A 19,379-nucleotide genomic window follows, 5' to 3' on the forward strand; every position below is an offset into this window, starting at 1 on the left:
GATTAGTCCGCAGCCCCGCGCACCAACCTTTCCAGCGCCAGCAAGTCCGGGATTTTCGCCACGTGGTCCCCCACTTGCACCGCCGCACGCTCCAGCGGGCTGAGCGGTACGTCGACAAAGCTCAGCTGGCTGTCGAGGCGATAGGAGCGCGGGATGCCTTGTACCACCAAAGCGATAAACTTGAGCGCCGGGTCGCCGCCCAGGGTGTTGAGGATGACGATCCGCGCACGCTCACCGACCACCAGCGGCCCGCCGCAGGCGGCTTCAAAGCTGATCAATGGCAACTGGTGGTCGCGCCAGGTGATCTGGCGCAGGTGCCAGGGCGGTGAGTCGCTGCTGGGGTCGCCGCGCTGCCAGCCGATCAGTTCGGCAATGGCAACGTTGGGCAGCAGCAGATAGCGGTCAGCCAGCGGCAGCAGCAAACCGGTCAGGCTGCCCACGCGATGATCAAGCATGAAAGTTGCTCCAGTAGGCGATTCGCTCCAGCAACACCGACTCTTGATACGGTTTGCCCAGGTAGTCGTTGACGCCAATGGCCATCGCACGGTTCTGGTGTTTTTGCCCGGTGCGCGAGGTGATCATGATGATCGGCAAGTCTTTGAGACGCGGGTCGTTGCGCACGCGGGTGGCCACTTCGAAGCCGTCCATGCGCGGCATTTCGATGTCCAGCAGCATCAGGTCAGGGGTGTGCTCTTCGAGCACGCTCATGGCGTCGACCCCGTCCTTGGCGGTGATGACGTTCATGCCGTTGCGCTCCAGCAGGCGACTGGTGACTTTGCGCACCGTGACCGAGTCATCCACCACCAGCACCAGCGGCGGGCGTACGGCCGGGGTGAACTCCAGCGCGCCGACGGCTTCGTGATGTGCTCGCTGCAACGGCTGACGCGCCTGATGGGCGCGAATATAAGCCAGCAGATCGAGGATCAGCACCACCCGGCCATCCCCCAGAATGGTCGCACCCGACAACCCCTGCACCCCGGTAAATTGCGGGCCGAGGCTTTTGACCACGATTTCTCGCGAGCCTGCCAGCGCATCGACTTGCAACGCCACGCGCTGATCCTGGCAATGCACCAGCAACACCGGCAACGAATGGCTTTCGCCCACGAGCTTGGGTTTGCCCACGGTTTGCAGCAACTCCCCCAGATAACGCAACTCATAGGTCTGCCCGCCGTAGTGATACAGCGGGGGATTGAGCTGGTAATACCCCTCCAGCTCATTGGGCATGACTCGCACGATGCCTTCGACGGTGTCGAGGGCAATGGCGTATTGCTCGTCGGCGCATTGCACCATCAGCGCCCGGTTGAGCGAGACGCTGAAGGGCAGGCGGATCTGAAAGTGCACGCCCTGCCCGGCCACCGAGTCGATGGTCATGCTGCCGCCCAACTGCCGAACTTCTTCGTGAACCACGTCCATGCCGACGCCGCGGCCGGAAATCTGAGTGATTTTTTCAGCGGTGGAGAACCCCGGTTGCAGGATGAACTGCAAGACATCGCGGTCGCTGATCGTCGCCTGCGGATCCAGCAGGCCGCGCAAAATAGCTTTTCGGCGTACGGCTTCAAGCGGCACGCCGGCGCCATCGTCATGCATGTCGAAGACCACGTCGCCACCTTCGTAAGACAGCTCTAGACTGATCAATCCCTGCTCCGGCTTGCCGCTGGCGTGACGGATATCTGCTGGCTCGAGACCGTGGTCGACGGCGTTGCGCAACATGTGTTCCAACGGCGCCACCATGCGCTCAAGCACGTTGCGGTCGATTTCAGCCTCGGCATTGATCACGCTGAATTCGACCTGCTTGCCCAGCTCACTGGCCACCTGGCGCACGACCCGCTTGAGGCGCGGCAATACGCGCTCGAACGGCACCATGCGCGTACCCATCAGGCCTTCCTGCAGCTGGGTGTTTACCCGCGCCTGCTTCTGCAAAAGGCCGTGGGCATCCTGATTGCGCGCAGCCAGTGTGGCCTTGAGGTCGAGCAAGTCCGAAGCCGATTCGAACAATGCACGGGACAGCTGTTGCAGCAGGGAATGACGGTCCATCTCCAGGGGATCGAATTCGTCGTAAGCCACGCCATCGGCTTCGGTGTGCGAGCGGCTGTGCAGGCGCCCCTGGGTTTCGCTGTCGAGGCGACGCAGTTGGTCCTGCATCCGCTCAAGGGTGGTCTGCATTTCGTTGAGAGCGATCTGACCATCGTTGACCTGCTGCTCAACGCGCCCACGGATGATCGAGGCTTCGCCTGCCAGGTTGACCAGGTCTTCCAGCAACTCGGCCGGCACCTTGAGGGTGTCCAGCCCCGTGCGTTCACCTTCGGGCAATGGCGGCGCCACAGGCTCGGACTTGGAAGCTGCGGGAGCCTCCTGACGGGTGTTGCGTTCAATCCTGCGGATTTTCTCTATCAGCGTCTGAGGCGAAGGCAGCGGCTGGCCACTGCGCAACGCATCGAACATTTGTGCAAGCTGGTCATGGCAACGCTCAAGCAGCACAAACAGCTCGGCATTGGGTGCCAGCAAGCCAGCCGAAATATCTTCGAAGAGGGTTTCAAGTTCATGGGCAAAGTCGCCAATGGCGGCAACCTCAACCATCCGCGCCCCACCTTTGAGGGTATGCAGATCACGCAGCAGGTTTTCGACTTCGAGGTGGCTCTGGGGGTCGGCCTGCCAGCGCGATAACGCCGTGCCCGAGCTTTCGAGAATATCGAAAGCCTCGTCGAGGAAGATATCCTGCAATTCAGGGTCGGCCGTGTTCAGCGCTGCATCGGGCTCGGCTTCAGTGTTGCCCGGTTCGACAGGCGAATGGCTGTAGAGACGAAACCCGCGAATGGCCTCGATCAGTTCATAAGATTCGCTCAACGGCTGCTTGTGCTTGAGCTGATCGAGCATCAGTGCCAGTTGCTCATGGCTGCGCTCAAGCAAGTGGCTCAATGCCGGGCTTTCACTCAGTCTCCGGTCCAGCAGACCTTCGTAGAGGTGCTCCAGCTCATGGGCCAGATCGGCAATCGGCTCGATCCCGGCCATGCGCGCCCCACCCTTGAGGGTGTGCAAATCGCGCTGCAAGGAAGACAGCGAAGCCAGGCTGTCGGGGGCGACCAGCCAACGCTGCAGGGCCTGCCCGACACTGTCGAGAATATCCACCGCCTCTTCGAGAAAGATTTCGACGATTTCCTCGTCGACATCATCGTCCTGCCCAGCCCCCAACTGGTCAGTCGCGGCGCCCAGTTCGGTGATGTCCAGCGTCTGGCCGCCATCACGGCGAATCAGCCCCGTGGCGTCAGGCGCCAGCCCTTCGTGCAGCAGCGCATGCAAGGTCTGGATCAGCTCCGGCTGCGGGATGATTTCTTGCCCCGCCGCCAGTTGATCGAGCATGTTGATCAACGCTTCCTGAGCATCATCGGCCGCCTCGAAGAACCGCTCACTGGCCGCCAGGCTGCTTTCCTCAACGGCGCCATACAGGTCGAGCAAGGCTTCGCACACGGCATCAATGGGGTGCAGGTCCAGCAGGTGTGCGGCCTGGGCCAAGGCAGTCAGCTGGTCCAGCAGGGTATCCAGGCCCTCCCGCTGCTGGGGGTTCTGATGCCAGTTTTTAAGCAGCTCTTCGGCGTCAAACAGGATGTCCATGCTTTCGCCCAGAAACTCGGTAATCCGTTGCGGGTCGCGCTGGGCCACCCAACTGCTGGTGGGCGTATTGAGCAGGGTTTCAAGACGGGTGGCGATCAGTCGCTCGGTGCGCTCGATCAGGGAGCGAGCCCCCTTGATCTCGGCCAGCGGGTCACTGTCCAGTTGCTTGAGGCCGTGGTGCAACAAGCCGTCAGCCTCCCGCAACAGCTCAATTTCTTCCTGCCCGAGGGCAAGATGATGGGCCTTGTACTCACGGACCAGATGATCCAGTGGCGCCGCCAGTTCGGCCATGTGCACCACGCCCGCCATGTGCGCACTGCCTTTGAGGGTGTGCATGGCCAGTTGCAGGTCGTCGCTGGCATACAGCGGCATTTGCTCGCGGGCCCGATCCAGAAAACGGTCAAGACGCTCAAGGTGGGTTTGCGCTTCCTGTCGGAAGATGTCCAGCAACTGCGGGTCGAAATGGCTGGCGTCCTGAGCAATCAGCAGCGGCTGCGGCTCACCTTTGGCCAGGCGCTGTGCCCGAGCGGCCAGTTGGTCGACGTCTTCGCGCTGACGCTGGCTTTGCTCGGCAAACGCCTGAATCAGCTCGGGCAGCATCACCAGCACGTCTTCAAGCAGTTGAAAGATCTGCGGGGACGGCGCCACGCTGCGCTCAATCACGCGATTGAGCAGGTTCTCGACCGCCCACGCCAATTCCCCCAGCACCAGCGCACGCACCATGCGCCCGCTGCCCTTGAGGGTGTGAAAGCCGCGGCGCAGTTCTGCAAGTGCGGCGCTGTCCGCCGGGTTGGCGACCCATTGCGGCAGGCAATCGTGCAGGGTGATCAGTACTTCGTCGGTCTCTTCCAGAAAGACGTCCAGCAACTCTTCATCCAGGGGTTCTTCATCCATCGGCGGCGGCAGCAGGCTGGCGGGCATGTGCTGCGCAGGCGGATTGAGCGTAGACAGCGGACTCGCCAGCACATCGGCCAGGTTCCCCTGCAGATCCGGCATCAGCGGTTGATCCGCGGGGCTGCAGGCGTCATCCAGCAACGGTCCGGCAGGCTCGGCCGGGGCATAGCCCAGCCTGGCCAGGCTGTTTTCGGCCCAATCCAGCACCCGCTCGCCCGCGGCTCCCGGGTCCTGGGAGAGACGCTCCAGGTAATACTCGATGCTGCTCAGGGCTTCGGCCAGATGATCCAGTTGCTGCGCTGTCGGGATATCAGCCCCCTGCAGCAGGCGCTCGCACAGATAGTCATGGCAGGCTTGCAGCAGGCTGGCAGCGCGGCTCAGGGGGATCATTGCCAGCGCACCACGGATTTGTGTGATCAGCGCAGGCAGTGGCTGCAAGTGCAGGCGGTCATGGCCGGCCATCACGTAATCGGCGATCAGATCCTTCACTTCCTCAAGGCCGATGCGCGCCTCCTTGATCACCAGTTGATGGATCTGCATGAGGTCGGTGGTGGGCAAACGGCTCTCTTCGCGCTGCGAGGGCTCAACGCTGCCAACCATGCCAGCCAATGTGGCCTCTACGTAGAGCAAGGCTGACGCGACATCCATCAACACCGCATCGGTTGGCTCGCGCTGGCCCTGGGCCAGACTTTGCATCACCGCCAGTTGATCGATGATGACTTTGCGCGGCTGACCAAACCCCAGCACCGCCAGGGTGTCAGCGATCTGGCGCAACGGGGCCATCAGGCTGCTCAGTTCCGAGACGTGCAAACGGTCGCTGCGCACAAACAGGTCGAGGCGCTCCTTGACCCGCACCAGTTCTTCGCACAATGCCGCAACCACTGAGCGCATCGCGTCGCGGTCGGGGCCAGCCAGCCGCGCCCGCTCCTCATCGACCATCGCCGCATCGGGCATGGCCTGATCCAGTTCGTAATGGTTTTTCAGGGCGAGCATTTTCGAGGTCGGATGCTCGGCCTTGGCGATGTAAAACAGCAGGCTGGTGAGCAACTCTTCGGGCGCAGGCTGATTGACGGCCTCGATACCTTGCTCCAGCAGGCGCTTGAGTTCCTTGTCGGACTTTTTAAGCAGGCTGCGCAGGGCCGGGCTGTTCGGGACCCGCCCCTTAAGCATGCCATCGACCAGGGCCGCGGCTATTTTCCACAAGGCGTTGAGCGGCGAACCCAGGCACAGGCTTTGAAGCCGTGCGAACACCCCGGCCATCATTTCCAGATGGGCCTGCACGGCTTCGCCACGGCGCAAACCCAGAAACGCGGTTTGCAAGGTATGGCGCAGAATCCGCAGCTCCCGCGGCAAGTCTGCGGGGAGCAAACGGGCCAGGGCGGCCGGGTCCAATGGGGGCAACACTTGCAAGGGCGGGCTGAACAGACTGGTTTCCGAGAGCAGGGCTTCGCCACGGGCGCTGCGCAAGTCATTGAGCAACGGCAACACCACCAATGGCCAATCCCGTCGGGCACTGTGTACTCGGTCCAGGTACAACGGCAATTGGCTGAAGGCTTGCTGCAATAACCGCAGGGCTTCGTCGAGCTGGCTGACGCGGCCCTGTTGCAAGGCAATGACCAACTGCTCCATCTCTTCTGCCAGCAACGCCGCGCCGTAGAACTCGACCATCAGCAAGCTGCCATGCACCTGATGAATACAGGCCAGGCATTGCTCCAGCGTGTCGGCGGCAGGCTGTTGCGCGTAGGCATCCAGCGCCACGCGGGCCTGTTTTAGCGTGTGGGCAATTTCGCCTTTGACCCACTCAAGGGCCACATAGTCGTGCCGGTCAACCATAACGACTCCAGTCAGAATTGCAGCGCATTACTGTGGACCAAGGTCTTTAGGCGGCGCAGGCAATGTGAAGCCAGATACCGAACGCCGCAGCTGGCTGGCCATTTTGGCCAGATTACCGATGCTGTCGGCGGTCGCAGTGGAGCCCGACGAGGTCTGGTTGGTGATTTGCTGAATGACGTTCATGGTCAGGGAGATCTGCGCCGCCGAAGTGGTCTGCTGCTGCGCGGCGTTGGAGATGCTTTGAATCAGGTCCGCCAGATTTTGCGACACGCCTTCGATCTCCTCCAGCGCCACTCCGGCGTCATGGGCCAGACGGGCACCGCGCACCACTTCGGTGGTGGTTTGCTCCATGGAAATCACCGCCTCGTTGGTGTCGGCCTGAATCGCCCGCACCAGGGTTTCGATTTGCCGCGTAGCCGCCGATGAGCGCTCGGCCAGGCGCTGGACTTCGTCGGCCACCACGGCAAACCCGCGCCCGGCATCGCCGGCCATCGAGGCCTGGATGGCCGCGTTCAACGCCAGGATATTGGTTTGATCGGCAATATCATCAATCAGGCTGACAATGTCGCCGATTTCCTGGGAAGACTCGCCCAACCGCTTGATCCGCTTGGCGGTGTCCTGGATCTGATCACGAATGTTGTCCATGCCATGAATGGTGTTATGCACCACTTCGTTGCCCTTGTTGGCAATCGCCACGGAACGCTCCGCCACCGCTGAAGACTCCGAAGCGTTGGCCGACACCTGATCGATGGAGTGGGCCATTTGCTGGATGGCTCCCGAAGCCTCGGCAATTTGCTGGGCTTGATGCTCGGAAGCCTCGGCCAACTGCATGGCGGTTGCCTGGGTTTCCTGCACGGCTGCCGCGACCTGACCTGCGGTGTGGTTGATCGTGGCCACCAGCTCGCGCAGTTGGTCGATCGAGTAGTTGATGGAGTCGGCAATGGCCCCCGTAAAATCTTCGGTGACAGAGGCCGTCACCGTCAGGTCGCCGTCGGCCAGATCGGCAATTTCGTCCAGCAAACGCATGATCGCGTTCTGGTTGCGCTCGTTCTTTTCGGCCGTTTCACGCAGTTGGCGATTGGTTTCGCGCACCATCACCAGCCCGATCAGGATGATTGATGCCAGTGCCAGCAAGCCCAATACGTAACCGCCAATAATGTCGAGCGAGCGCCCGGTGGCGAGATTTTCAAAGCCGTTGGCCAGGGTCGACGCTTCATCAAGCAGGGTTTGCGACAGGCTGAATATGGTGTTGGCGGCTTCACGTACGTGGAACAGCTGCGGCGAGGTTTCAATGATTTCATCCACTGAGCCCGACACAAACTGGAACAGCTCGGAAATTTCCTGCAAGCGGGCACGGGCGTCCTTGTCTTCGACCTGGGTAATCCTCATCCCGTCATTGCCTTCCAGCATGCCGTTGAGCACTTGCCCGAAGCGGTTGGCATCGCGCCCGAAAGCACCGGCGGCCTGGGCTGCATTCTCATCACCGGCCAGCACCGTATTCACCGCGCCTAAAATGCGTTCGGCCAGTAATGACTGACGCTGCGCCAGCGCCACCTGGCTGGCTGGCGCGCCACGCTGCAACAGGATTTCGACGACTTTTTCGTATTCGACCTGTAGCTGCGGCACGGTTTCGGCCAGTGTCGCGGCCACTTGATGCAACGACAGTACGGTTTGCTCACTGGCCAAAATGGCGTTGACGTTGCTCAGCAACAGCTCCCAGTCACGCTGAACCGCCTGCATTTCCTTGTGGACTGCAGGCGGCGCGGGAGGCAGGCCAGTGACCGGATCGCCTTTTTTCAGATAGCCCCAACGCTGGCTGAAATCGTTTCGCGCATCGATCAGCAACTTGAACGCGGCAGCCTTTCCGGCTGCGGCCTCAGTGGCGTTTTTGGCAATACGCTGGGACAGGACACGCAATTCACCCGCGTGGCTGATGTATTGCTTGTCGTAGTTGGATTGGGTGTTGAGGTAAGCAAAGTTGGCGAACAACAGCATGATGAACACGATCAGGGCGATAAAAAGCACGATGATCTGCGAACGACTGCGCGACCCTTCCATTGGTTTAGCTGTATTGGCTGTGGTCATCAATCAGGTCCTGAGATCCCGTTTTAAAGCGCGAGGCCTGATCACACGGCCACCGCCCAGAATTGCGGCGCCTGAGCCAGGGCAAAAGGGCTGAATACCCACCAAGGGTGTTCGCCAGCAAAATGCCCCTGCACATAAGGCGCGAACATCGGATGAGGCAACGCGTGCGTATCGGCATTGAGATCGGCATGTGCAAAGTGCTGCATGCCCTGCACTTCGTCCACCTGCAACCCGACAAACACGTCTTTATATTCCAGCACCAGCACCCGGCGCTGTTTACGCAAGGGCGACAGCTCAACCCCGAAAAAGCCGCACAGGTCCATGACCGGCAGCAATTGCCCGCGCAGATTGGCCACGCCCTTGACCCAGGGCTTTACACCGGGCAACAAGGTGAATCGCGGCTCATGGAGGATTTCGGCAATTTCGCCCATCGGCGCCACAAAACAATGCTCGCCGATGCGAAAGCCGATACCGCTCCAGGTATCGAGTTGCGCTTGTGCAGGCACCAGGCCCGCTGCCAGCTGGCGACAGCGCTGGTCGATTTCAAGCAGCAGTTCGAAGGCCGTCAGTGAGCCAGGCATAAGGCGGCCGTCATTTTGGAGGGTTTTCTTCCAGGACTTTTTTCACCTTGAGGATCAGTTGCTCTTCATCGACCGGCTTGGTCAGGTAGCCCTTGGCCCCTTGTCGTTGGGCCCAGACCATGTCGGTTTCCTGATCCTTTGTCGTCACAACGATAACCGGGATGTAGCTGGTCTCCGGATCTTTGGTCAGCTGACGCGTGGCCTGAAAACCATTGAGGCCCGGCATCACGATGTCCATCAACACCACATCGGGCTTTTCCTGGCGTGCCAGGGCAACACCGTCGGCGCCGTTTTCAGCCTTGAGCACTTCATGGCCGTGCTTTTCCAGCATGCCGGTCAATTTGTACATTTCAGTCGGCGAGTCATCGACGATCAGAATGCGAGCCATGGTGTTCCCCATTTATAAGGTGGTTGGCCGGCTGGCCGGGCTTCATTGAGCACTTTGTACGATCTTGAAGGCTGGCACATGGGCCTTGATTGCGCTCAGCAATTCATCACGGCTGAAGGGCTTGGTCAAAAATTGATCAGAACCCACAATTCGTCCCTTGGCCTTGTCGAACAGGCCGTCCTTGGACGACAGCATGATCACGGGGGTCGACTTGAACGCCCGGTTGCTCTTGATCAGTGCGCAGGTCTGATAGCCATCCAGACGCGGCATCATGATGTCGACAAAGATGATGTGCGGATGATGGTCGACAATCTTGGCCAGCGCATCGAAACCGTCGATGGCGGTAATGACCTCGCAGCCCACGTTTTTCAACAGCGTTTCGGCGGTGCGGCGAATGGTTTTCGAATCGTCGATTACCATCACCTTCAAGGCGCTGGAATGTTTTTCCATATGTGCTCTACCATCGCCACGGCGACCCATTTTGTTACAACTGTGCGACTTAAAACCCCAACTCCTTGATGGACAAGGGCTCAAAGCACTGTGCCAGCCTTTTTAGCACAGTCACGACCGTCAATCTATCGAACCGCCCAAGGCGTGCTGGAGCAGGTGGTTTTTCCTTGACCGGGGCCACACTCAGCGCCACTCTGGCGCCACTTTTCAGAGCCTTTTTGCCCATTATTTATTGAGGAATTTGCCATGAGCGTTCGAGTCGGGATTGTCATGGACCCCATTGCGGGCATCTCCTATAAAAAGGACAGCTCGCTGGCCATGTTGCTGGCCGCCCAGGATCGCGGCTGGACCCTGTTCTACATGGAACAGCAAGACCTTTACCTGAATGAAGGCAAGGCGCGGGCGCGCATGAAGCCGCTGAAGGTGTTCGCCAACCCTGAAAAATGGTTTGAACTGGACGCCGAAACCGACACGGCCCTGAGCGACCTGGACGTGATCCTGATGCGCAAGGACCCGCCCTTCGACATGGAGTTCGTGTACTCCACCTACCTGCTGGAGCAGGCCGAGCGTGATGGCGTACTGATCGTCAACAAGCCGCAAAGCCTGCGCGACTGCAACGAAAAGCTGTTCGCCACCCAGTTCACCCAGTGCACGCCGCCCACCGTGGTCAGCCGCCGCGCCGATGTATTGCGTGAGTTCGCCGCCCTGCACGGTGACGTGATTCTCAAACCCCTGGATGGCATGGGCGGAACGTCGATCTTCCGTCACCGCGTGGGCGATCCGAACCTGTCGGTGATTCTCGAAACCCTGACCGCCAACGGCACCCAGCAAATCATGGCACAAGGCTATTTACCGGCGATCAAGGACGGCGACAAACGCATCCTCATGATCGACGGCGAGCCTGTTCCGTATTGCCTGGCGCGTATCCCGGCAGCTGGCGAAACCCGTGGCAACCTGGCTGCAGGCGGTCGGGGCGAAGCCCGTCCGCTGAGCGACAAGGACCGCTGGATTGCAGCCCAGGTAGGCCCGACGCTGCGTGAAAAAGGGCTGCTGTTTGTCGGCCTGGACGTGATCGGTGAGCACCTGACCGAAATCAACGTCACCAGCCCGACCTGCATCCGCGAGATCGACAATGCGTTCGGTACCAATATCGGCGCCCTGCTGATGGACGCGATTGAGCGCAAGCTCGCCGCGCGCTGATCTGCAACACCCAGTAATAGACCAACATTGCGCTATCATGCGCACCCTGTGAAACCCGCGATGTTGGTCTTTTTGCCATGACACTCCCCAGCGACCTGCCCCCCGAACTCAGCCATAAAGGCGTGCGAGCGGCCGATCGCCTTGGATTTACCCTGTTTGTGGCGGCACTGATTCATATCGCGGTGATTGTGGGCGTGGGTTTCAGCATGACCGAACCCAAACAGATCAGTAAAACCCTGGAGATCACGCTCTCCACATTCAAAAGCGAAAAGGCCCCGGAGAAAGCGGACTTTCTGGCTCAGGACAATCAGCAAGGCAGCGGCACGCTGGATAAAAAAGCCGTGCCCAAGACCACTGAAATTGCTCCTTTCCAGGACAACAGCGTCAAAAAGGTCACTCCGCCGCCGGCCGCCAAGCCCGAGCAGACCCAAACCGCACCCAAGGCTGCCGTGACCACCGTGGCGCCAGCCCCGAAAAAAGCGCCGAGCCAGCCGCAAAAGGTCAAGACCGAAGCCGCGCCCAAGGCCAGCATTCCAACGTTCGACAGCTCCCAGCTGTCCAGCGAGATATCCAGCCTGGAGGCCGAACTGGCCAACGAGCAGCAGTTGTACGCCAAGCGTCCGAAGATCTACCGCATGAGTGCGGCCTCGACCATGCGCGACAAGGGCGCCTGGTACAAAGAGGACTGGCGCAAGAAGATCGAGCGCATCGGCAACCTGAATTACCCCGAACAGGCACGTCGCGAAAAAATCTACGGCAAGCTGCGGCTGCTGGTGTCGATCAACCGGGACGGTTCGCTGCATGAAGTGCTGGTGCTTGAGTCATCGGGCCAGCCGCTGCTGGATCAGGCTGCTCAACGCATCGTGCGCCTGGCCGCACCCTTTGCACCGTTCACGGGCGACCTGGCAGACATCGACCGGCTCGAAATCATCCGCACCTGGAAGTTCGCCCAAGGCGATCGGCTTTCGAGCAACTGAGGTAAAACCTGTAGTCGCTGCCGAAGACTGCGATGGGGCGCACCGCGGCCCTGGCTTTTGAAGGTCCTGCGGACCTTATCGCAGCCTTCGGCAGCGACTACAGGGCTTTTATCATCCTCAAACTTGTCAGTTCACGTTGCCAGCGCCACACTAAGACTCATGAAAAACCACGCACCGACTTACCTCAAGCATCAATTCCTGATCGCCATGCCGCACATGGCCGACCCGAATTTTGCCCACACCTTGACCTACATCGTCGAGCACACGGCCAGTGGGGCCATGGGACTGGTGATCAATCGCCCGCTGGAACTGAGCCTGGCGGACATTCTTGAGCAGTTGCGCCCGGAAAAACTCTCCTCGGCCCTGTGCCAGCACGTTCCGATCTATGGCGGTGGGCCAGTGATGACTGACCGTGGATTTGTCCTGCACCCCACGGGAATGAGCTTTGACGCCACCGTCGAGCTGGCTGACGGGCTGGCCCTCAGCACCTCGGCCGATGTGCTGTTCAGCATTGCCGACGGGCACGGCCCGAACCGCAGCCTGATTTGCCTGGGCTATGCCGGGTGGGACGCTGGCCAGCTGGAAGCCGAACTGGTCGACAATGCGTGGCTGACCTGCCCGTATTCCGCTGACGTCCTGTATGAAACCCCTAGCGAGCTGCGCCTCGACGCGGCCGCGAAACACCTCGGAGTGAACCTCAATTTGTTAAGCACCCAAGCAGGCCATTCCTGATGGCCGGCCTTCGTTTACTGCTGGGCTTTGACTACGGCACCCGATCCATCGGTGTCGCTGTCGGCCAGATGATTACCGGCCAAGCCCGCGAGCTATGCAACTTGAAAGCCGAAAATGGCATTCCCAGGTGGGAAGAAATTGAAAAGCTGATCAAGGAATGGCAGCCCGACGCAATGGTGGTCGGCATGCCGTTGAACATGGACGGTACCCCGAGCGACTTCTGCGCCCGTGCGCAAAAATTTGCCAACCGTCTGAATGGCCGCTTCAATCTGCCCGTTTTCACCCACGATGAACGCCTGACCACCTTCGAGGCCAAGGGCGAACGCCGGGCCCAGGGCGGCCAGCGCGGCAGCTACCGCGACAACCCCGTCGATGCCATCGCCGCCAAGCTGGTGCTGCAAGGCTGGCTCGACGAAAACCCGGCTCAAACCCAAGACTGACCCGGCGCTTGTATCACTTGACCCGCCCCGTTGTTTGCGCCCGCCGCTGCACGTTTTGCTGCGCGGGCCTTTAAAGGAGCCACCATGATCCTGCCTGTTCCCGCTGAACTGATCTCCCAGATGGCCCTTGATCTCAAGGCCCACCTTGCCCGTCGCGGCATCACTGAACCGAATTTTATCGGTATCCGCACTGGCGGCATCTGGGTTGCCCAGGCGCTGCTGCGGGCGCTCAACAGCGATGCTCCGCTGGGTACGCTGGACGTATCGTTCTACCGCGATGACTTCAGCCAGAACGGCCTGCACCCGCAAGTGCGTCCCTCTGAGCTGCCGTTCGAAATCGAAGGCCAGCACCTGGTGCTGATCGACGACGTGCTGATGAGCGGTCGCACCATCCGCGCGGCACTTAACGAACTGTTCGACTATGGACGTCCGGCCAGCGTGACGCTGGTCAGCCTGCTGGACCTGGACGCGGCCGAGCTGCCGATCCGGCCGGATGTGGTGGGGGCGACCTTGTGCCTCAAGCCGAGCGAGCGGGTGAAGTTGTCCGGCCCTGCGCCACTGACACTCGAACTTCAAGACCTAGCCCTTCCTGCCCATTAAGAGATGAGACCATTGCGATGACGCCTACAGACGCCAAGCGCCCGCTGCAGCTCAATGATCAGGGCCAGCTGCGCCACTTTCTGTCGCTCGACGGTTTGCGCCGCGAGCTGCTGACTGAAATCCTCGACACCGCTGACTCGTTCCTTGAAGTCGGTGCCCGAGCGGTGAAAAAAGTCCCGTTGCTGCGCGGCAAGACCGTATGCAACGTGTTCTTCGAGAACTCCACTCGCACCCGTACCACCTTTGAAATGGCCGCCCAGCGCCTGTCTGCCGACGTGATCACGCTCAACGTGTCGACCTCGTCGGCGAGCAAGGGCGAGACCCTGCTCGACACCCTGCGCAACCTTGAAGCCATGGCCGCTGACATGTTCGTGGTACGCCACGGCGACTCCGGTGCCGCCCACTTCATTGCTGAGCACGTGTGCCCTCAGGTAGCGATCATCAATGGTGGCGACGGCCGTCACGCGCACCCGACCCAGGGCATGCTCGACATGCTGACCATTCGTCGGCACAAGGGCGGTTTTGAGAACCTGTCGGTGGCCATCGTCGGCGACATCCTGCACTCGCGGGTCGCGCGCTCGAACATGATCGCCCTCAAGACCCTCGGCTGCCCTGACATCCGCGTGATTGCACCCAAGACCTTGCTGCCGATCGGCATCGAGCAATATGGGGTGAAGGTCTACACCGACATGACCGAAGGCCTGAAAGACGTCGACGTGGTGATCATGTTGCGCCTGCAGCGCGAGCGCATGTCCGGCGGCCTGTTGCCGAGCGAAGGCGAGTTCTACCGCCTGTTCGGCCTGACCACTGCACGCCTGGCCGGTGCCAAGCCCGATTGCATCGTGATGCACCCGGGCCCCATCAACCGCGGGGTCGAAATCGAGTCCGCCGTGGCCGACGGTCCGCACTCGGTGATTCTCAACCAAGTGACCTACGGCATTGCCGTACGCATGGCCGTGTTGTCCATGACCATGAGCGGACAAACCGCCCAGCGCCAATTCGAACAGGAGAACGCCCAGTGAAGCTCAGCATTCTCGGCGCCCGTGTAATTGATCCGGGCACCCAGCTGGATCAAGTGACTGACCTGCATCTGGAAGCCGGCAAGATCATTGCCATTGGCGCAGCGCCAGCCGGTTTCACCCCGACTCAAACCATTGAGGCCCAGGGCCTGGTAGCCGCCCCCGGCCTGGTTGACCTGAACGTCGCCCTGCGCGAACCGGGTTACAGCCGCAAAGGCACCATTGCCAGCGAAACCCGTGCTGCGGCAGCCGGTGGCGTCACCAGCCTGTGCTGCCCGCCGCACACCAAGCCGGTACTGGATACCTCGGCGGTGGCCGAGCTGATCCTGGACCGCGCCCGCGAAGCCGGAAACTGCAAAGTGTTCCCCATTGGCGCACTGAGCAAGGGCCTGGAGGGCGAGCAGCTTGCAGAGCTGATCGCTTTGCGCGACGCCGGCTGTGTGGCGTTTGGCAATGGCCTCAACAGCTTCACCAACACCCGCACCCTGTGCCGGGCACTGGAATACGCGGCCACGTTCGACCTGACGGTGATTTTCCACTCCCAGGACCGTGACCTGGCCGAAGGCGGTATTGCCCACGATGGCGCGATGGCCGCGTTCCGTGGTTTGCCGGGCATCCCGGAAACCGCCGAGACCGTGGCGCTGGCCCGGGATCTGCTGCTGGTTGAGCAAAGCGGTGTGCGCGCCCACTTCAGTCAACTGACCAGTGCACGGGGTGTGGCCCTGATCGCCCAGGCCCAGGCACGCGGCCTCAAGGTCACTGCCGATGTGGCGCTGTATCAGCTTATTTTGACGGATGAGGCCCTGGAGGATTTCTCCAGCGTTTACCACGTGCAACCGCCGTTGCGTACCCGTGCCGACCGTGATGGTCTGCGCGAGGCGGTGAAGTCGGGTGTGGTGCAAGCCATCTCCAGCCATCACCAGCCCCACGAACGCGACGCCAAACTGGCACCGTTCGGGGCTACCGAACCGGGCATGAGCAGTGTTGAAGTATTGCTGCCGCTGGCGATGACCCTGGTAGAAGACGGCCTGCTGGACTTGCCGACACTGCTTTCTCGTCTCAGCGCAGGCCCGGCTCAGGCGCTGCGCCTACCGGCCGGCAAGCTGGCGGTAGGCTCGGCTGCAGACCTGGTGCTGTTTGACCCGGCGGCCTCGACCCTGGTCGGCGAAAAATGGCATTCCAAAGGCGATAACTGCCCGTTCCTCGGCCATTGCCTGCCGAGTGCCGTGCGTTACACGCTGGTGGATGGTCGGATCAGTTACGAAGGCTGAAGCCTGAAGTGCACCCTGTGGGAGCGGGCTTGCTCGCGATTGGATTAACTCGGTCTTTCAGAAGGACCGAGGTGCCTGAATCGCGAGCAAGCCTGCTCCCACAGGCTTTAATGTGCGACGGTTTAACGACGCTCTGCGTTCTTGATCGAGATCTGCTCGTTCAAGGTCCAGAAGTCATACAGGATACCGATCAGGAACAAACCACCGGTAAACAGGTAGATGATCCCGGTGATCCATTTGCCCATGTACATGCGGTGTACGCCGAACAACCCCAGAAACGTCAGCAGAATCCAGGCCACGCTGTAGTCTGTGTCACCTGAGGTGAATCGCAAGTCAGCTTCACGGTCCATGCTCGGGATCAGGAACAAGTCGATCAACCAGCCAATTCCCAACAAGCCCAAGGTGAAAAACCAGATCGTCCCGGTCACCGGCTTGCCGTAATAGAAGCGATGCGCCCCCAGAAAACCGAAAATCCACAGCAGGTAGCCCAGCACTTTGCTGTGAGTATCGCGTTGTATATCGTCTCGATAGCCGCTCATAAATGCCCTCGTTGCTGCTGATAGAAAAATATTGTGAAGTTTTTTGTGACTTTTTTACTGTCGTGCAAAAGGTAAAAGTGTCTTACAAGAAATGGCGCAAAGCCTTATAGGACCTGACCTGCGCCGTCACCATGTGACAATTTGCCACCACCTTTGCGGAATTTGACCCCATAGTCCAACTGACAAATGGCCTGAGAAAGGACAAAAAAGCTGTTATAAAGTTTCGCGTTTATAACCATTGAGCCCTGCCGAATGCGTCCTATATTCAAGACATGGCTAACCATTTGCCTATTATTGCCACTGGCCGCCCACGCCACCAATCGTGAGCAACATCTTCCTTCGGGCTTCACCGGCTACACCGCAAAGTCATCTGCGGGCGCCGCTTACGTTGCCTCTAACAGCAAGACCGTAGCACGTCCTGCAGCCAGTAAAGCCCACCGCAAAGCCCCAGGCAAAATTGCGACCGCTTCACTGGCAGCCGCCAACAAGCAAAGCAGCACGGTCCTGAGCCGCGCTGTAAACGTGTTGGGCACCCCTTATCGTTGGGGCGGCAGCAGCCCAAGCAAAGGGTTTGACTGCAGCGGCCTGGTCAAATATGCCTTCAATGACGTTGCAGCAGTCGACTTGCCTCGCACTTCAAGCGAAATGGCCAGTGGTCATGGTCAGAAGGTCGAACGCAAGGACCTGAAGCCTGGCGACCTGCTGTTTTTCAACATCAAGAGCCGCAAGGTCAACCACGTTGCCATCTACCTGGGCAACGACCGGTTCATCCACGCTCCGCGTCGCGGCAAGTCGGTCACTATCGACACGCTGAAAAAGCCTTACTGGCAGAGCCACTACGTGGTCGCCAAGCGCGTATTACCTAAAGAGAAAGCCCCGCTGCAGGTTGTACAACGCTAAAGCTGTGGGAGCGGGCTTGCTCGCGATGGGAGCGATGTGGTTCACCCGCTGAACCGCGCCGCCTGGATCGCGAGCAAGCCCGCTCCCACAGAAACAACACCCCCACCCGATTATTGCGTCAATCCCTGCTCCCTCAGCCTGTTCAGGCCCATTTCAAGCGTCTGCATGCCCACCGCTGCGCCGGTCTGGATCGCTGAAACCATCTGCGCCACCTTGTTCTCCCGAATCAGATGTCGAATCGCAGGCGTAGCCAGCATGATTTCGTGAGCCGCCACACGCCCCCCTCCTGCTTTTTTCACCAGTGTCTGGGAAACCACGGCCAGCAGTGACTCCGAGAGCATGGCGCGCACCATTGCCTTTTCGTCGCCGGGAAACACATCCACCATCCGGTCGATGGTCTTGGCCGCCGACGATGTGTGCAGCGTGGCAAACACCAGATGCCCGGTTTCTGCCGCTGTCAGCGCCAGCCTGATGGTGTCCAGGTCGCGCATCTCGCCCAGCATGATCACATCCGGGTCTTCGCGCATGGCCGAACGCAAGGCGGCTGCAAAGCTGTGGGTGTGGCGATGCACCTCGCGCTGGCTGATCAGGGACTGACGCGGCGGGTGGATAAACTCGATCGGGTCCTCAAGGGTGAGGATGTGCCGTTGGCGGGTGCGGTTGAGGTGATCAATCATCGCCGCCAGGGTGGTGGTCTTGCCCGAGCCCGTCGCGCCCGTGACCAGGACCAGCCCGTGGGGTGCCTGGCAGAGCTGGCTGAATACGTCGCCCAGGCCCAGCGATTCAAGGCTGGGCACCGTCTCGGCAATGCGGCGAAACACGGCTCCGGGGCCGCGCTGCTGTTCGAAAACATTGACCCTGAAGCGACCCAGCCCCGGCAGGGCGTACGCAAAATCGGCTTCGAGTCGCGCCTCAAACCCTCGGCGCTGTGCTTCACTCATGACGCCCTGGACTAGCCTTCGCACTTGCCCTGCCTCCAGCACCGGCAAATCGCAACGCTGCATGTCACCGTCAATGCGCAGCATCGGCACCACACCCGCTGACAGGTGCAAGTCCGAAGCCCCGTGGTTGACGCTTAACGCCAACAGGTCGGCGATATCCATCCCCCCTCCCAATTCCAGTAGAATGCCGCAGACTTTCACAACGGCGGGCTTAAACGAATGTCCACGATAGCAGGCAACATTGCACAGGTTGAGGCTCGCATCCGTGCAGCAGCACTGGCTGTGCAACGTGATGTAACGAGCATTCACCTACTCGCTGTCAGCAAGACCAAACCTGCCGCCGCACTGCGTGAAGCCTATGCCGCAGGGGTTCGCGACTTTGGCGAAAACTACCTGCAGGAAGCCCGCGCCAAACAGGTCGAATTAGCCGACCTGCCCTTGTGTTGGCACTTCATCGGCCCCATTCAATCGAACAAGACGCGCGACATCGCCGAGCATTTTGCGTGGGTGCATTCCGTTGACCGGCTCAAGATTGCCCAGCGCTTGTCTGACCAGCGCCCGGCAGACTTGCCGCAGCTCAACATCTGCATTCAGGTCAATGTCAGTGGCGAGGCCAGTAAATCGGGCTGTAACCCGGCAGACTTGCCTGCGCTGGCGGCCGCAATCAGCGCGCTGCCCCGTTTGAAACTGCGCGGCTTGATGGCGATTCCGGAACCAACGCAAGACCGCGCCGAGCAGGACGCCGCATTTGCGGCGGTACGTACGCTGCAAGAGAGCCTGAACATGGGGCTCGACACGCTTTCGATGGGCATGAGCCACGACCTTGAGTCGGCTATTGCCCAAGGTGCCACCTGGGTGCGCATTGGCACCGCATTATTTGGCGCCCGCGACTACGGCCAGGCCTGAAGGGGCCTTCTCTT

17 protein-coding genes are annotated in these 19,379 nt (G+C 60.5%); 9 read left to right on the forward strand and 8 right to left on the reverse strand.

Annotated elements, in window-relative coordinates:
• Positions 1 to 2: 2 nt before the first annotated feature.
• Genes KO536_RS19270 through pilG form a run of 6 tightly spaced genes read right to left on the reverse strand, consistent with a single transcriptional unit; the run spans position 3 to position 9,840 of the window.
• On the reverse strand, positions 3 to 455 hold the full coding sequence (locus tag KO536_RS19270) for a chemotaxis protein CheW (protein ID WP_133075183.1): 453 nt from the start codon (positions 453 to 455) through the stop codon (positions 3 to 5).
• Positions 448 to 6,336: an Hpt domain-containing protein gene (locus KO536_RS19275; protein ID WP_219262661.1), complete on the reverse strand. Its 5,889-nt coding sequence runs from the start codon at positions 6,334 to 6,336 to the stop codon at positions 448 to 450. Before KO536_RS19275 ends, KO536_RS19270 begins: the two co-directional genes overlap by 8 nt.
• A gap of 27 nt (positions 6,337 to 6,363) precedes the next feature.
• The gene (locus KO536_RS19280) at positions 6,364 to 8,421 is read right to left on the reverse strand and encodes a methyl-accepting chemotaxis protein (protein ID WP_133075181.1); all 2,058 of its coding nucleotides are present in this window, start codon (positions 8,419 to 8,421) and stop codon (positions 6,364 to 6,366) included.
• A 41-nt stretch (positions 8,422 to 8,462) separates the two neighbouring features.
• On the reverse strand, positions 8,463 to 9,002 hold the full coding sequence (locus KO536_RS19285; RefSeq protein WP_133075180.1) for a chemotaxis protein CheW: 540 nt from the start codon (positions 9,000 to 9,002) through the stop codon (positions 8,463 to 8,465).
• A 10-nt stretch (positions 9,003 to 9,012) separates the two neighbouring features.
• The gene (gene pilH, locus KO536_RS19290; RefSeq protein ID WP_095027494.1) at positions 9,013 to 9,390 is read right to left on the reverse strand and encodes a twitching motility response regulator PilH; all 378 of its coding nucleotides are present in this window, start codon (positions 9,388 to 9,390) and stop codon (positions 9,013 to 9,015) included.
• A 42-nt stretch (positions 9,391 to 9,432) separates the two neighbouring features.
• Positions 9,433 to 9,840 carry a twitching motility response regulator PilG gene (pilG, locus tag KO536_RS19295; protein WP_219262662.1) on the reverse strand — a complete coding sequence of 136 codons (408 nt, stop codon included), beginning with the start codon at positions 9,838 to 9,840 and terminating at the stop codon, positions 9,433 to 9,435.
• Between the two features lie 246 nt (positions 9,841 to 10,086).
• On the opposite strand from pilG, the gene gshB reads away from it, so the two are divergent.
• The 7 genes from gshB to KO536_RS19330 all read left to right on the forward strand — a co-directional run bounded on the left by gshB (position 10,087) and on the right by KO536_RS19330 (position 16,079).
• Positions 10,087 to 11,040, forward strand: a complete 954-nt coding sequence (gene gshB, locus KO536_RS19300) for a glutathione synthase (protein WP_133075178.1) — start codon at positions 10,087 to 10,089, stop codon at positions 11,038 to 11,040.
• Between the two features lie 77 nt (positions 11,041 to 11,117).
• On the forward strand, positions 11,118 to 12,017 hold the full coding sequence (locus KO536_RS19305; protein ID WP_219262663.1) for an energy transducer TonB: 900 nt from the start codon (positions 11,118 to 11,120) through the stop codon (positions 12,015 to 12,017).
• A 159-nt stretch (positions 12,018 to 12,176) separates the two neighbouring features.
• Complete coding sequence (locus KO536_RS19310; protein ID WP_219262664.1) at positions 12,177 to 12,749, forward strand: YqgE/AlgH family protein; 573 nt, start codon at positions 12,177 to 12,179, stop codon at positions 12,747 to 12,749.
• On the forward strand, positions 12,749 to 13,189 hold the full coding sequence (ruvX, locus tag KO536_RS19315) for a Holliday junction resolvase RuvX (RefSeq protein ID WP_133075175.1): 441 nt from the start codon (positions 12,749 to 12,751) through the stop codon (positions 13,187 to 13,189). The genes KO536_RS19310 and ruvX overlap by 1 nt, the downstream gene beginning before the upstream one ends.
• A gap of 84 nt (positions 13,190 to 13,273) precedes the next feature.
• Positions 13,274 to 13,789, forward strand: coding sequence for a bifunctional pyr operon transcriptional regulator/uracil phosphoribosyltransferase PyrR (gene pyrR, locus KO536_RS19320; RefSeq protein WP_133075174.1), 516 nt, complete (start codon positions 13,274 to 13,276; stop codon positions 13,787 to 13,789).
• Positions 13,790 to 13,806: 17 nt separating this feature from the next.
• Positions 13,807 to 14,811: an aspartate carbamoyltransferase catalytic subunit gene (locus tag KO536_RS19325; RefSeq protein ID WP_019828034.1), complete on the forward strand. Its 1,005-nt coding sequence runs from the start codon at positions 13,807 to 13,809 to the stop codon at positions 14,809 to 14,811.
• Entirely contained in the window at positions 14,808 to 16,079 is a 1,272-nt protein-coding gene (locus KO536_RS19330) for a dihydroorotase (RefSeq protein WP_133075173.1), read from the forward strand. Before KO536_RS19325 ends, KO536_RS19330 begins: the two co-directional genes overlap by 4 nt.
• A 122-nt stretch (positions 16,080 to 16,201) precedes the next feature.
• Here KO536_RS19330 and KO536_RS19335 read toward each other — a convergent pair whose 3' ends face one another.
• Complete coding sequence (locus KO536_RS19335) at positions 16,202 to 16,618, reverse strand: TM2 domain-containing protein (RefSeq protein ID WP_133075172.1); 417 nt, start codon at positions 16,616 to 16,618, stop codon at positions 16,202 to 16,204.
• A gap of 252 nt (positions 16,619 to 16,870) precedes the next feature.
• On the opposite strand from KO536_RS19335, the gene KO536_RS19340 reads away from it, so the two are divergent.
• On the forward strand, positions 16,871 to 17,518 hold the full coding sequence (locus KO536_RS19340; protein WP_133075171.1) for a C40 family peptidase: 648 nt from the start codon (positions 16,871 to 16,873) through the stop codon (positions 17,516 to 17,518).
• A gap of 110 nt (positions 17,519 to 17,628) precedes the next feature.
• Here KO536_RS19340 and KO536_RS19345 read toward each other — a convergent pair whose 3' ends face one another.
• Entirely contained in the window at positions 17,629 to 18,621 is a 993-nt protein-coding gene (locus KO536_RS19345; protein ID WP_133075170.1) for a type IV pilus twitching motility protein PilT, read from the reverse strand.
• A 57-nt stretch (positions 18,622 to 18,678) separates the two neighbouring features.
• Between KO536_RS19345 and KO536_RS19350 the strand changes: the two genes are divergently transcribed.
• Complete coding sequence (locus KO536_RS19350; protein WP_219262665.1) at positions 18,679 to 19,365, forward strand: YggS family pyridoxal phosphate-dependent enzyme; 687 nt, start codon at positions 18,679 to 18,681, stop codon at positions 19,363 to 19,365.
• Positions 19,366 to 19,379 lie beyond the last annotated feature (14 nt).

The sequence above is a fragment of the Pseudomonas sp. NKUCC02_KPG genome (assembly GCF_019345465.1).
Lineage (GTDB): Bacteria > Pseudomonadota > Gammaproteobacteria > Pseudomonadales > Pseudomonadaceae > Aquipseudomonas.

Coding starts and splice junctions, on each gene's coding strand:
- gshB (WP_133075178.1), top strand. CDS start 10,087: ATGAGCGTTCGAGTCGGGATTGTCATGGACCCCATTGCGGGCATCTCC.
- KO536_RS19335 (WP_133075172.1), bottom strand. CDS start 16,618: ATGAGCGGCTATCGAGACGATATACAACGCGATACTCACAGCAAAGTG.
- pyrR (WP_133075174.1), top strand. CDS start 13,274: ATGATCCTGCCTGTTCCCGCTGAACTGATCTCCCAGATGGCCCTTGAT.
- KO536_RS19345 (WP_133075170.1), bottom strand. CDS start 18,621: ATGGATATCGCCGACCTGTTGGCGTTAAGCGTCAACCACGGGGCTTCG.
- KO536_RS19280 (WP_133075181.1), bottom strand. CDS start 8,421: ATGACCACAGCCAATACAGCTAAACCAATGGAAGGGTCGCGCAGTCGT.
- KO536_RS19270 (WP_133075183.1), bottom strand. CDS start 455: ATGCTTGATCATCGCGTGGGCAGCCTGACCGGTTTGCTGCTGCCGCTG.
- KO536_RS19325 (WP_019828034.1), top strand. CDS start 13,807: ATGACGCCTACAGACGCCAAGCGCCCGCTGCAGCTCAATGATCAGGGC.
- KO536_RS19350 (WP_219262665.1), top strand. CDS start 18,679: ATGTCCACGATAGCAGGCAACATTGCACAGGTTGAGGCTCGCATCCGT.
- KO536_RS19275 (WP_219262661.1), bottom strand. CDS start 6,336: ATGGTTGACCGGCACGACTATGTGGCCCTTGAGTGGGTCAAAGGCGAA.
- KO536_RS19305 (WP_219262663.1), top strand. CDS start 11,118: ATGACACTCCCCAGCGACCTGCCCCCCGAACTCAGCCATAAAGGCGTG.
- ruvX (WP_133075175.1), top strand. CDS start 12,749: ATGGCCGGCCTTCGTTTACTGCTGGGCTTTGACTACGGCACCCGATCC.
- pilG (WP_219262662.1), bottom strand. CDS start 9,840: ATGGAAAAACATTCCAGCGCCTTGAAGGTGATGGTAATCGACGATTCG.
- KO536_RS19285 (WP_133075180.1), bottom strand. CDS start 9,002: ATGCCTGGCTCACTGACGGCCTTCGAACTGCTGCTTGAAATCGACCAG.
- KO536_RS19340 (WP_133075171.1), top strand. CDS start 16,871: ATGCGTCCTATATTCAAGACATGGCTAACCATTTGCCTATTATTGCCA.
- pilH (WP_095027494.1), bottom strand. CDS start 9,390: ATGGCTCGCATTCTGATCGTCGATGACTCGCCGACTGAAATGTACAAA.
- KO536_RS19310 (WP_219262664.1), top strand. CDS start 12,177: ATGAAAAACCACGCACCGACTTACCTCAAGCATCAATTCCTGATCGCC.